The 13,796-nt window shown below is 36.6% G+C and carries 12 protein-coding genes; 10 read left to right on the top strand and 2 right to left on the bottom strand.

What is annotated here, in order from left to right; translation table 11 throughout:
* Positions 1-183 precede the first annotated feature (183 nt).
* The 7 genes from N0O92_RS14755 to N0O92_RS14725 all read left to right on the top strand — a co-directional run bounded on the left by N0O92_RS14755 (position 184) and on the right by N0O92_RS14725 (position 7,073).
* Positions 184-459: an HPr family phosphocarrier protein gene (locus N0O92_RS14755; protein WP_315615424.1), complete on the top strand. Its 276-nt coding sequence runs from the start codon at positions 184-186 to the stop codon at positions 457-459.
* A gap of 141 nt (positions 460-600) precedes the next feature.
* Positions 601-1,638 carry a TRAP transporter substrate-binding protein gene (locus N0O92_RS14750; RefSeq protein WP_315615423.1) on the top strand — a complete coding sequence of 346 codons (1,038 nt, stop codon included), beginning with the start codon at positions 601-603 and terminating at the stop codon, positions 1,636-1,638.
* 239 nt (positions 1,639-1,877) lie between these two features.
* Entirely contained in the window at positions 1,878-2,414 is a 537-nt protein-coding gene (locus N0O92_RS14745) for a TRAP transporter small permease (protein ID WP_315615422.1), read from the top strand.
* 39 nt (positions 2,415-2,453) lie between these two features.
* The gene (locus N0O92_RS14740; RefSeq protein ID WP_315615421.1) at positions 2,454-3,734 is read left to right on the top strand and encodes a TRAP transporter large permease; all 1,281 of its coding nucleotides are present in this window, start codon (positions 2,454-2,456) and stop codon (positions 3,732-3,734) included.
* 5 nt (positions 3,735-3,739) lie between these two features.
* Positions 3,740-4,777, top strand: coding sequence for a LacI family DNA-binding transcriptional regulator (locus N0O92_RS14735; protein WP_315615420.1), 1,038 nt, complete (start codon positions 3,740-3,742; stop codon positions 4,775-4,777).
* Between the two features lie 86 nt (positions 4,778-4,863).
* A complete protein-coding gene (locus tag N0O92_RS14730; protein WP_315615419.1) occupies positions 4,864-5,856 on the top strand; it encodes a TRAP transporter substrate-binding protein in 993 nt (330 codons plus the stop codon).
* A gap of 212 nt (positions 5,857-6,068) precedes the next feature.
* On the top strand, positions 6,069-7,073 hold the full coding sequence (locus N0O92_RS14725) for a LacI family DNA-binding transcriptional regulator (protein WP_315615418.1): 1,005 nt from the start codon (positions 6,069-6,071) through the stop codon (positions 7,071-7,073).
* A 110-nt stretch (positions 7,074-7,183) separates the two neighbouring features.
* Here N0O92_RS14725 and N0O92_RS14720 read toward each other — a convergent pair whose 3' ends face one another.
* Entirely contained in the window at positions 7,184-7,729 is a 546-nt protein-coding gene (locus N0O92_RS14720) for a shikimate kinase (RefSeq protein ID WP_315615416.1), read from the bottom strand.
* Positions 7,730-7,823: 94 nt separating this feature from the next.
* The gene (locus N0O92_RS14715; RefSeq protein WP_315615415.1) at positions 7,824-9,170 is read right to left on the bottom strand and encodes a hypothetical protein; all 1,347 of its coding nucleotides are present in this window, start codon (positions 9,168-9,170) and stop codon (positions 7,824-7,826) included.
* A gap of 310 nt (positions 9,171-9,480) precedes the next feature.
* Here N0O92_RS14715 and N0O92_RS14710 point away from each other — a divergent pair, with 310 nt between their 5' ends.
* The 3 genes from N0O92_RS14710 to N0O92_RS14700 are packed head-to-tail and all read left to right on the top strand — an operon-like array spanning position 9,481 to position 13,717.
* Positions 9,481-10,914, top strand: coding sequence for an aldehyde dehydrogenase family protein (locus N0O92_RS14710; RefSeq protein WP_315615414.1), 1,434 nt, complete (start codon positions 9,481-9,483; stop codon positions 10,912-10,914).
* Positions 10,915-10,964: 50 nt separating this feature from the next.
* Positions 10,965-11,957 carry a zinc-dependent alcohol dehydrogenase gene (locus N0O92_RS14705; protein WP_315615413.1) on the top strand — a complete coding sequence of 331 codons (993 nt, stop codon included), beginning with the start codon at positions 10,965-10,967 and terminating at the stop codon, positions 11,955-11,957.
* Entirely contained in the window at positions 11,957-13,717 is a 1,761-nt protein-coding gene (locus N0O92_RS14700; RefSeq protein WP_315615412.1) for a thiamine pyrophosphate-binding protein, read from the top strand. The genes N0O92_RS14705 and N0O92_RS14700 overlap by 1 nt, the downstream gene beginning before the upstream one ends.
* Positions 13,718-13,796 lie beyond the last annotated feature (79 nt).

Genomic DNA, 13,796 nt, shown 5'->3' with positions numbered 1-13,796 from the left:
CCTGTCATCCAGCTTTATTAACATTGCCTTACATCGCAATCATCCTACAATTATAAACCAATCCTCTAATTAGATTTTTATAACAAATTAGATAATTATAATTATTTGTTGACAACGCTTTCACTAGTTTTTATAATGAAAACAATTAGAACGATCTAATAAAAAGCTGAAGAGGGGGAAGTAATGAAAAAAAAACCAGTTTCAAAACAAATTACGATTAATATTTCCGAAGACCAAACAATTATTGAGTTAAGTTCATTAGTTCAACCATTCCAATCAGAAATTTATTTAAAAAAGATGATTCGAGGGAATGTTGTAGAAGTAAATTTAAAAAGTTTATTAGGTTTAATAACTCTACAATTAAAAAATCACGATCAAATCATTGTTCGAACAGTTGGAGAGGATTGTGAAGAGGCTTTAGTAAAAGTAATGGAATTTTTAACAAAAGGAAACAAATAGTTTCAAAGAAATGATTATTTTCAGACATTTGTTTATAATATTAGATCGATCTAATATTATTGATAATGTTTTTCGATCTATTCTTAGATCGATCTAATTTAAAGTGAGCGCTTAAATTAAATGAAACAAAAGGGGTGCAATATGAAAAAGGGACTATTATTAATTGTGTTATTGTTTGTGTTTATTCTTGGTGCTTGTTCTCAACAAACTTCAGAGAATGTGGAAAATGGTTCTGATGATGTGGTTAGTGAAAATTCAGGAGATGCAAAAATTATGAGAATGGCAGTTGCTACTCCTGAAGAGCGCTCGCTTACAAAAGGATTAGTAAAGTTTGGTGAACTTGTTGAAGAGGAGTCGAATGGTTCAATTAAAATTGAAGTGTATCCAAATGGCCAACTTGGTGGAGATCGAGAGGTATTTGAAGGGCTTCAATTAGGTACGATACAAGGAACAACAATTTCTACTGGTCCTGTCGCTCAATTTGCCCAAAGGTTCTCTGTATTTGACTTACCATTTTTATTCCCGAATACAGATGTTGCATATGAAGTGTTAGATGGACCTTTAGGAACGGAATTATTAGAAGATCTACCCGCACAAGGAGTAGTGGGATTAAATTATTGGGAAAACGGTTTCAGACATCTTACAAACAATGTGAGAGAAGTAGCGACTGTTGAAGACATCCGAGGGCTAGATATACGTACATTAGAAAATGAGCTGCATATTGACTTCTGGCGCGAACTTGGTGCAAACCCAACACCAATGGCATTTACTGAATTATTTGCTGCATTGCAACAAGGTGTTGTAGATGGACAAGAAAATCCAGTTGGGAATGTAACAACGACGAATTTCTATGAAGTACAAGATTATATAACGAAAACAAACCACATCTACAATGCTAGTGTATTCATGATCAGCCAATCGTTTTGGGACCAATTAACAGATGAAGAAAAAGATATTATTACAAAAGCTGCAGACGAAGCGAGAGATTATCAAAGAGAATTAAATCAACAAGAAGATATTGAAGCGTTCGAGTTTCTTGAAGAAGTGGGCATGACAATTACTAAATTGTCTTCAGAGGAATCTGAAAAACTTTTTGAAAAAGTACAGCCAGTATATAAAAAATATTCTTCCATAATCGGTGAAGATTTTGTCAATCAATTGTTAGAATCTATACAATAATAAACTAAGAAATCTTAGAAGGGGGGATTCCCCCTTTTTACTCTTTTATTTTTACTCTTGTAGGGTACGGAATATCTTCAGATTTTTGTAGAGTAATCATTAGTACATGTACAACTAACCCCATATTGCTTAGAAAAGTAAACAAAAGTATATATCTCGCTAGGCAAAGAAAGGTATATAGTTTTGTTTTTCTTTTCAACTAAAATCATTGGAGATTTCATAGAAAGAGAGGGATAAAGATGAGAATGTTAAAGTGGCTGGATGAGCATATTGAGGAGCTATTTTTAGTTGTTTTTTCAGTAATTATGGTCGTAGCAATTGGACTCCAAGTATTTATGAGATATGTTATGGGTGCGTCTTTATCATGGTCTGAAGAATTAGCAAGATATTGTTTTATTTGGTTAGTTTATCTAGGCATTAGTTATGGAGTAAAAAAGCAGCGTCATATCAAAGTAGACCTCGTCCTTCTTTTATTAAAAGACAAGGGGAAAGTGATCTTAAATATCATTTCTAATCTTATATTTTTGTCTTTTGCCATTTTCGTCATGATTTATGGTTATGGAATTGCAAGCAAACTCTTAACATGGGGACAGACCTCTCCGGCCCTTCAGTTACCTATGGGGCTTGTCTATATGGCTACCCCTATTGGAATGGGTCTAACAGCTATCCGAATCATTCAGCAATTATACAAGCAAATTCAAACCTTGCTCGGAAAAGAGCAATTTGAGGTGAAAACAGAACAAGAACGCTTGTTGGAAAATGAAGATGGCAATTAACATCAGGATCTAGTAGATAAGAAATAGGAGGGGACATAGATGACGACAACCGTATTATTTGCAAGTTTTGGACTGTTTTTGTTACTTAGCGTTCCGATTGGGATCGCACTTGGCTTAGCAACATTAGTTACAATTGTATATAGTGGTTCATTACCTCTAGATTTTTTAGCACAAGGTCTTGTTACGTCCATCGATTCATTTCCGTTAATGGCGGTTCCTTTTTTCATTTTAGCTGGTGAAATTATGAGTAAAGGAGGAATTTCTGAACGTCTTTTTCGGGTTGCCAATGCTGTAGTTGGAGACAAAACAGGAGGATTTGCAATCGCAACAATAATAACATGTATGTTTTTTGCGGCGATTTCAGGATCAGGACCTGCAACAGTGGCGGCTATTGGGGGCATTATGATTCCGGCAATGGTGCGTCAAGGGTACGATAAAAAGTTTGCCACCGCCGTTGTTTGTGCAGCGGGTTCTCTTGGTGTCATTATTCCTCCAAGTATTCCAATGGTGATTTATGGTGTAGTCGGAAGTGTATCAATTGGGAACATGTTTATTGCAGGAATTGTTCCTGGATTATTTGTTGCATTAGGATTAATAGTGTGGACGTATATTTATTCTCGAAAAAAAGGATATCGTGGTCTAGCAAAGAAAAGTTCTTTTAAAGACTTTTTACATGCAACGTGGGATGCGAAGTGGGCACTTCTTGTTCCAATTATTATTTTAGGTGGTATATACGGAGGGATCTTTACACCAACTGAAGCAGCTGTTATTGCCGTTATTTACGGATTATTTGCAGGAGCGGTGTTTTATCGTGAATTAAAAATGAAAGATTTGCCTAAGGTGATTGTTGATTCTGCTCTAACAACAGCAACTGTGTTAATTATTGTAGGGACGGCAACAGCATTTGGTCGCCTGTTAACTATTGAAAGAATTCCAAATCAGATTGCCTCTGCCTTGTTATCCATTTCTGAAAATAAAATTATTATAATTTTATTAATAACTTTGTTGCTATTGATTGTTGGTTGCTTTATGGATACTCTAGCAGCAATCATTATTTTAACACCCATTTTGCTGCCAATCGCTGTAAATATAGGGATAGATCCAATACACTTTGGAATTATTATGGTTGTAAACCTAGCCATTGGCTTTATCACACCGCCGTTAGGTGTAAATTTATTTGTCGGTTCCGGAATATCTGGTCTTTCAATTGAAGCGATTTCAAGAGCGATTCTCCCATTTTTTGTGGCGATGATTATTACGTTACTAATTATTACTTTTATTCCGGAAATTTCACTCTATCTAGTCAGCCTTAGAGGGTAATAGCGATGAAAACAAAACGTTCACGAGTTACGTTACAAGATGTTGCAAAGCATGCGGGAGTGTCTCGTTCAACAGCGTCTCTCATTGTACGAGGGAGTTCAACTATTGCAGTGAATACACGTAGGAAAGTTCTAGCTTCAATACGTGAATTGGGGTATGTGTATGATCGGGTTGCTGCTAATATGCGCTCACAGAGTTCATCTACTGTTGGGGTAATCATTACGGATATCGCCAACCCGTTCTTTTCTGAATTTTTAGTAGGGGTTCACCGTACGTTAGAGGAAACTGGATACATCGAATTTTTAGGAACAACATTTGACTTGGATACAAAGCAGGATAGAATTTTATCAACTATGCTTGAACATAGAGTAGGCGGAATTATTTTATGTCCAGTTTCAAATAGTTCAGCCGAAACAATTGAACGACTAAAGAAATTAGATGTTCCTATAGTTCATGCTGTTCGAGAGTTACCTAAGCTTCAGTGTGATTATGTTGGGATTGATTATACAGCTGGTGCTCAAATATCTGTAAACCATTTGATTCAAAAGGGGCACCGGCGTATTTCTTTTATAGGTGGATCATCAGGGTCATCGGCGTGGAAGGAACGAATGCAGGGATATGAAAACGGTTTAAAAAAGTCCGGCATAGAAATAGATGAGTCCATCATCATAGAAAGTCCCGTTACGCGTGAAGGAGGCATGGTCGCCGTTCATCACATTTTAAGTCAGCAGAATCCACCTACGGCTATTTTTTGCTATAACGATTTGGTAGCTCTTGGGGTCATGCAGGGCTTAAGGGATGCGAAAGTGACTCCTGGTGAAGATATAGCGGTGGTAGGGTTTGATAATGTACAAGAATCTTCCTTGTATACCCCGTCATTAACAACAGTTAATGTGTTTGCACGTCTCATCGGATCTCAAGCAGCCAATCTTATACATCAACGGATGTTGGATCAAGATCGGGACATACAGCGAATCATTTTACAACCAGAACTAGTTACTCGAAGATCGTCAGAGAATTACATTAGAGAAAAGATTTTATAGATTATTAAGTAATTTTATTCTTTGTTATATTTTAATAGGATTAGAAGCTTGATCTTTGTCATTGAAGACGTTTTGGAGGCGTATTAATGAAAAAATTAGGGATGATACTTTTGTGTTTAGTCGTTCTAACGGCTTGTTCAACTGTTTATTCGGATAATGAGGAAAAGATAATGAGACTAGCTGTTGCTACTCCAGAGGAAAGATCACTTACGAAAGGACTTTATAAATTTGCTGATATTGTTGAAAAAGAAACGGGTGGGTCTATCAAAGTAGAGGTTTACCCTAATGGGGTCTTGGGTGGAGATCGTGAGGTATTAGAAGGGTTACAGTTAGGATTCTTCCAAGGGACAACCATTTCAACTGGGCCTATCGCTCAATTTGCTGAGCGATTTGCTGTGTTTGACCTACCATTCTTATTTCCAAATGCTGAAGTGGCTTATGAATTTTTAGATGGACCAATTGGCCATGAACTTCTTGATGAATTACAAGGTCAAGGCGTGGTAGGGATAAATTATTGGGAAAATGGATTTAGGCACCTTACTAATAATAGAAGAGAAATTCATTCAGTCGATGACATTCAAGGGTTAAAGGTAAGGACGTTAGAAAATGAACTTCATATTGATATGTGGAGTCAGTTAGGTGCGAACCCAACACCAATGGCATTCACAGAATTATTTGCCGGATTGCAGCAAGGGGTTGTTGATGGACAGGAGAACCCAGCTGGAAATGTAACTACAACGAATTTTTATGAAGTTCAGGATTATTTAACGATAACAAATCATATTTACAATGCAAGTGTGTTTATGATTAGTGAAATCTTTTGGAATGATCTATCAGATAAAGAAAAGGATATTGTGATACAAGCTGCTGAAGAGGCGAAAGATTATCAACGTGCATTAAACCAACAGGAGGAGCTAGACGCCTTTGAGTTTCTAAGCAATGCCGGAATGACAATCACAGATTTATCACCAGAGGAAGCAACAAAGTTTTATGAAAAAGTACAACCTGTATATGAGAAGTATACTTCGCGTATTGGTGAGGAGTTTGTCAACCAGATATTAGAAGAAATCCAATATTGAATCATTGTAAGGGAAGAGATTTATTATGATATATTGTAGTATAGAGATAATTTTTTTGCGAGCATGGAAGATTCCTCTGTGCTCGTTTTATATTGGTTTCTATTAGACCTTCTCTTCTTTGGTAGCTAGACCAATTGACAGTCTAAAAAAGTTATCCGTATAATGATAAATATAATAAGGAAAATATAACCTAATTAAGCTGGTGATAATAGATGAAAAAAAAGCGCGTGACTTTGCTTGATGTCGCAAAACATGCCGGAGTCTCTCGAGCGACTGCTTCACTGATTGTACGAGGGAGTCCTAATATTGCAGAGAAGACGAGGAAAAAGGTGTTACAATCAATGAGAGAGCTTGGTTATGTTTATGATCGAGTAGCTGCTAATATGAGGTCTCAATCTTCAACAACTGTAGGTCTAATTATTACGGATATCGCTAATCCCTTTTTTTCAGAATTATTAATTGGTGTTCATAATGAACTAGAAAATGCGGGATATATTGTGTTACTGGGAACGACCTTCGATTCGGATTCGAAACAAGAACGACTTGTCTCAACGATGCTGGAACATAGAGTAGGGGGAGTTATATTATGTCCCGTATCGAATACTTCGAATGAAACGATTGAACGGATTAAGAATTTGGATATTCCGATCATTACGGCAGTAAGAGAGCTTTCTGATATCCATTCTGATTATGTTGGAATCGATTACGCGACTGGTTCATTATTAGCTGTAAATCACCTAATTGAACTAGGACATCAGCGGATAGCGTTTCTTGGAGGGGCGAAAGAGTCATCAGCATGGATAGAACGAAAGAAGGGGTACTGCAACAGTCTTCTGACAGCTGGACTGGAAGTCGATAATTCACTTATCATTGAGAGTTCTGTAACCCGAGAAGGGGGATTGCAAGCGGTACAAAAGCTCCTGAATCAACCCAACCGACCTACGGCTATTTTCTGTTTTAACGATATAGTTGCCCTTGGCGTTATGCAAGGCTTAAGAGATGCAGGTATTACTATTGGTCAAGATATAGCGGTAGTAGGCTTTGATAATGTTCAAGAAGCTTCTTTATTTAATCCGCCATTAACAACAGTTTCATCATTTCCACGGCTAATTGGTACACAAGCTGCCAAACTATTACATGAACGAATGAAAAATTTGGAGAAAGAAAAGCAGCACATTATTATAAAGCCAGAACTAGTTATTCGAGAAACAACGTAAAGCTAACAGAACATAACTAACTCAGATAGAAGTCAATGGTGTTACGTCTAATGATAAGAAAATTCACTTATCATTAGACACCAGGTAGGATAGAGTTTCCCTGCATGGTTTTAATACAACTCCCAAGCTAACTTAAGTGAATCAATAATATAATCTGAGACTTCCTCTACATCTTGATCGTCTGTATTAAATTTTGAATTATGAAGAGAATAAATTTCTTGTCTTTTATAAAAAAGTTCTTTAATTTCATCTATAGATCGGCCTTGTAAAACAGGACGACTGTCAATAAGAATATCGAGTCTTTCTTTCCATGAATCCCAAGAAACATCTAGATAAAATACAATGCAATTTTCCAAACATATATCTCTTATCTCCTTTTGGAGAAAAGCACCGCCACCAACAGAAATAACTTTTAATTTTTGGTTACTATAATGAGTAATTACTTCTTTTTCTTTTTCACGAAAAGCCTTCTCACCTATCGTTTTGAAGATTTCTGATGTTGGCATTCCGTATTCCTTTTCAATTACTTGATCGATATCGATGAAAGTCCGATATAATTTTTTGGCAACAAGTTCTCCAATTGTCGTCTTGCCAGCCCCCATAAATCCTATAAAAACAATACTTTTTTCTCTAAGTGAATGTTCATGTTTTATCATAATAAGAGCACTCTTCCCTAATTTTTTTTGAAAATAAAAAACTATTTAAATAATAACATATGGTTTATCCTTTCCAAAAGGATATTTGACATTACTATATATAAAGTATGATGTAAGCAATACTTATGCTCAGCAACATATAGAATATCGCAAAAGGAATATTCCACATTCCCATCTTATACGGATTGAGCTTAAGTTGCTCAGCTAAAATTGATACAGATACATTATAAGGGCTATACATAACTGTTGCTAGGCTACATGAAATTAATACAATAGCTAAAGAAAGAGACGATACGTCAAAAAGAATTGGCTGTAACAATTCTGACAAAAGAGTCAATGAAACCAAGGGATGAAACCCCATAAAGGCAGTAAATAAAAAGTAGCCCCCAATACTTATATAAAACAATAACATATTATTAGAGAGTGTACGAAACATCGTTTCCAAGAAATATAGTTGTTGTGTCAAAGATAACATTTCGACAAAAAGGCCTGCACTTAAAAACATGAAGAAGAAATTAGACAATCCGTTAGTCCGTTTTTTCCATGTAGGAATGGCAATCGAAACATATCTCTTTCCTTTCCGAAACACAGATGCCCATATTATAGAAAATGGAATGATTACAATCACAATTGAAAATAGAAACCCTTTGTTCAGCATATATTGAACGACCGTCACAAGAAGAACTAAAGTTAAAAGTAAAAGGAGCATTTCTGCTATTTTAATTACAATCTTTCTTAAGGATACTTCTGCTTTTGCTTCAATAACGATTGTAATATTTCTATATTTAAAATAAGAGAGAATCCAGTCTGATAATATGACCAAAAGTACGATTGTTAGTAAAATAGGAAAAATATATATATAACTAAAATTTGTAATATCAAGCGATGTTATGACCATAATTTCAAGTGGACTCCAAGTCAAGCAAAGAGCATAACCGCGCAATAAATTTTGTGCATAATATTTATCTGATCTACTTTTTGGAAGTTGTTGCATAGTTTTGTCTAAAGAACTTTTTAATAATGGTAAGGTAGCGATATTTAAAAACAGTCCAAGAAAATGGGTCAGAATAAAACTACGTCTATATAATTGGCTTAAACGAGTAATACCTTTCTGTAATAAAAGACTTAAATTTTTATCATATCGGCCGATATGGATAAGCGAGTTAATAAAAGGAAGTACGAGAAATAAAGCTAGTACTCCGAGCATTGATTCGAAATATAAGAAAAAGGAATACCATGGCAAATCGCTAAATATAAACAGGAAAGAACCTGTGAACAAAAAGCAAATCCCAGAAATGAAATACAAGCCACGTGCTTTTCGTATAGAAATAAAAATGGCGATAATGGATAAAATCCCGATACTATAAGAAAAGAAGGCAGTAGGAATAAAGTTAGATAAGATATAAATCAAAATTAATGATGTAAATATGAAAACAATCATAAATAAACACAATCCTTCCTCTTTATTGGATCGATCTAATAATTAACATACTAAACCATTTAATAGTAATCTACTAGTGTGTTTTTAGAATAATTGAAAAACATATTGCAAAGCGATCAGGTCTGTTGTAATATTATGATAGCGCTTTATTATACTAAGTTTAATTTCTTGTTGTGAATTTAGATCGATCTAATTAAGTTAGAATCTTAGGTACAACTTATATTTTTGAAAGTTCATTAGATCGATCTAATAAAGGGGTTTTTGCCTCAAATTATTAGATCGATCCAAAAAATAAAAGTAGGTGAAGAAAATGACTGAAAGAAAAGCACAACCTTACATTAATGGTGAATGGTTATCGAATAACCGTGAAGTCACACTTGTGAAAAGTCCTTACTCAGGTGAAGTGATTGGAGAACAAATAATAGCAACTGAAAGTGATGTTGAAAAAGCTGTAGCGGCTAGTTATGCTGCGAAGAATGAGATAGCAAATATTCCTTTACATGAACGAGCAAAAATCTTAAAAAAAGCAGCTTATTTATTAGAACAAGAGAAACAAAGATTTGCAGAACTCATTTCGCTAGAACTAGGGAAACCACTAAAAAACACGTTAGATGAAGTGTCTCGTTCTATTGAGACTTTAGAACTTTCTGCAGAAGAGTCAAAACGGTTATTTGGAGAAACGTTGCCAGGAGATGCATCTGAACGCGGGGAAAAAGCGCTGGCTACAACGTTCCGTGTACCAGTTGGAGTTGTTGCCGCAATTACACCATTTAATGCACCATTAAACCTTGTTTGTCATAAAGTGGGCCCAGCATTTGCAGCAGGAAATAGCACAATTTTAAAGCCAGCGCCACAAACGGCTCTTATTGCAACCGAGTTTCTAAAACTTCTATTAGAAGCTGGATTGCCAGAAAATGCTGTAAATATGGTTCTTGGTGGAGTAGAAATAGGCCAACAAATTGTTAAGGATGACCGAGTGAACATTATTACATTTACGGGGGGGATTGTGGCTGCCAAAAACATAAGCGAAATCGCCGGGATGAAAAAAGTCCTCCTTGAATTGGGTGGGAATGCCGCAACTGTTATTCACGAAGATGCCGACTTGAAGCGTGCAGCTGTCATGTGTGCGAAAACTGGTTTTAGTAATTCAGGACAAAGTTGCATCTCCGTTCAGCGTATCTATGTACACCAATCTGTCGTTCCTGCCTTTACAGAGTTACTGAAAGAAGAAGTACTGAAGCTGCGAGTAGGGGATCCGTTATTACCTGATACAGATGTAGGGACACTAGTGGATGAAAATGCAGCGAAGCGCATTATGGATTGGGTAAATGAAGCAGTTACATTAGGTGCAACACTCATTTGTGGTGGTAATCAAAACGGAGCAAATGTTGAACCTACAGTCTTATTAAACCCTCCAAAACAAAGTAAAGTGGTCTGTGAAGAAGTATTTGGACCCATTGTTGGTATTATTCCTTTTGAAACAATCGATGAAGCGATTGAAGAAGCAAATGATTCATCATTCGGACTTCAAGCTGGAATTTTTACAAATCAAATGGATATCGCCTATAAGTTTGCACATGCGCTCAATGTAGGTGGAGTCGTAATTAACGGAACATCAAACTTTAGATTAGATCACTGGCCTTATGGCGGCGTGAAGAATAGCGGAATCGGTCGAGAGGGTCCCCGCTATGCAATAGAAGATATGACAGAATCGAAAATGATCGTGTTAAGGTTACCTGAATAATTATAACTTTGCCATAACAAAAGTTGCGATAAAGATAGGTGGTGAAAAGGATGTTGGGATTGTTTTTGAAAAATCCTAGAAAGATAGAATTAAGAGAACTTACCTCATCATCATTTCTAAAAGATGATGAGGTAAAGATAAAAGTGATATATGGTGGGATTTGCGGTTCAGATATAAGCGTATATAAAGGATCTCTTGCACATGCTACCTATCCGCTTCATCCAGGCCACGAATTAGTTGGTGAGGTTATTGAAACTGGAAAGGATGCTGCAGAGATGCTTGGTAAAAGAGTTGTTGTAGCACCGAATTCCTTCTGTGGTGAATGTGAATATTGCTTAAAAGGGAAGCCGAATATTTGCTCGCATAAGAAATCATTAGGAGTTAATTCAGATGGTGGATTTTTGCAAGAGTTTACGATTTCAGCGAAGTATGTAATAGAAGTACCTGATGAATTATCGAATGAAAAGGCGGTAATCATTGAACCGTTTGCAGTGATTGTTCATGCTCTGCAAAAAGTAGATATTTCAGAAAAGACTTCTGTAGCTGTCATTGGTTGTGGAACAGAAGGGATGTTAGCAATTACATTAGCCGATTATTTAGGAGCGCAAATTACAGCTATCGATATCAATGAGAATAAATTTAAAAAGGTCCAAATGGTTGGAAACATACAAACAGCACGGCCTGATGAGGTTTCGGGTCATCTGTTTGATGTTGTGATTGAGGCAGCTGGAGCAAGGGCATCCGTTGAACAAGCAATTGAACTTGTAAAGCCTGGAGGGGCATTGGTTATGGTCGGTATGACAGCTGAAGCCACTTTCCCTGTTCTCCAAATTGTTAGAAAAGAATTAACACTATACGGATCCATTATTTATAACTTCCCACAGGATTTTGAGAAAAGCATTAACTATCTCCTCGATGATCATTTTAAGGTAGATGCGATTATTGAAAAAATTTGTGACTTAAAAGACTACGAGCAAGCATATGAAGATGCTGTTTCAGGTCAATTTGGAAAAATCATTATCAATTTCAAGGAGGAAACATAATGGAAAACTTAGTTTCTCATCAATTAGTGAAATATCTTGAAAACAGAGGCGTTAACCATATCTTTGGTTTATGTGGGCATACCAACATTGCTGTTCTTACAGCATTGGAGAATAGTTCCATTAAGTTTATTAATACAAGACACGAGCAAATAGCTGCTCATATTGCAGATGGATATGCACGTGCGAAAAAAGAAACAGCGGTTGTTCTAAGTCATTTAGGGCCTGGGTTAACAAATGCTGCAACAGGAGTTGCAAATGCTGCACTAGATTCAATTCCTATGGTTGTAATTGCTGGTGATATTCCAACACACTATTACGGAAAGCATCCACATCAAGAAATTAACTTGCACTCAGATGCGGCACAATATGAGGTTTATAAGCCATTTGTTAAACGTGCATGGCGTGTGGAGCGTCCTGATTTATTTCCAGAGATTTTAGAAAAAGCATTCCAATTAGCTGAAAACGGTAATCCTGGTCCCGTGTTAATTTCAGTACCGATGGACATATTTTCAAAGGAAGTAGATCCAGTGTTATTTGAAAAGCAAAAGCATAATACAAAGAATCTTCAAAAGCCGTCGATTAACGATGAAACAGCGAAGGAAATTATCCAAACTCTTATCAATGCGAAAAATCCTCTTTTCTATGTAGGTGGTGGAATCATTTTAGCGGATGCAGCTGAAGAGCTAAAGGAATTAGTTAATCACTTGAGTATTCCTGTGGCGCATTCTCTTATGGGCAAAGGAGTTGTCTCAGATGAGAACCCATTAGTGTTAGGGATGACTGGATTTTGGGGAACTGAGTTTATCAATAAGAAGGTAAAAGAATCTGACTGGATTCTTGCGCTTGGCACACGCTTTGCTGAAGCAGACAATAGTTCATGGGAAGAGGAGTTTACGTTTACTGTTCCCGAAACAAAGCTTATGCAAATTGATATTGATCCAAGTGAAATTGGAAGAAACTACCCGGTTGAATTAGGAGCTGTCGCAGACTTAAAACAAGCATTAACTGTTTTGAATCGTGTAGCAAAAGAACTTGTACCAGATGGATTAGAAAACGAAACACTTAAAGGGGAAATTCTGACAAATCGAGCGACATTCAAAGAGAGCAATAGACAATTTGTTGAGGATAATTGCTTCCCGATGCAACCGCAACGTATTTTAGATGATGTTCGTCAGGTTCTACCTAAGGACGCAATCATAACGACGGATGTAGGATGGAATAAAAATGGTGTCGCACAGCAATTTCCTGTGTATACACCTGGATCAATCTTAACACCTGGTGGATATGCAACGATGGGCTTTGGAGCTCCGGCTGCTTTAGGAGCAAAAATTGCGCAACCTGAGCGAGTGGTTGTCTCGTTAGTAGGTGACGGTGGATTTGGACAAAATCCAGCTGTATTAGCAACAGCAGCCGAGGAAAACATTCCAGTCGTATGGGTGATTATGAATAACTTTGCTTTTGGTACAATTGCTGGCTTGCAAAAAGCACACTACGGAACAACAGTAGGGACGCTATTTGAAAGAAATGGAGAACCATATTCGCCAGACTTTGCTGCCATTGCTCAAGCATTTGGCGTAGAAGGTGTAAAAATTACAGCAGCAGAAGAGTTTAAACCAGCACTAGAAAAAGCGATTACATTAAATAAGCCTGTCGTCATTGATGTGGCAATGTTAAATAACCCAGTTCCAACAGCAGGACATTGGAACATTATGGATATCTATTCTCCTGGTAAGAAAGTTCATCATGCCTCTACGAATTAAAACTATATTATTCTACTTTTTCAAAAGTAGCCAATGCCTAATATAGGCTAGGAAACTACAATCGTGTAGCTTAATACTG

It is taken from the genome of Alkalihalobacillus sp. MEB130 (assembly GCF_032335535.1).
GTDB lineage: Bacteria > Bacillota > Bacilli > Bacillales > Bacillaceae_D > Halalkalibacter.
The sequence above is the reverse complement of the archived record's forward strand: the minus strand, read 5'-3'. Positions and strand labels throughout refer to the sequence as shown.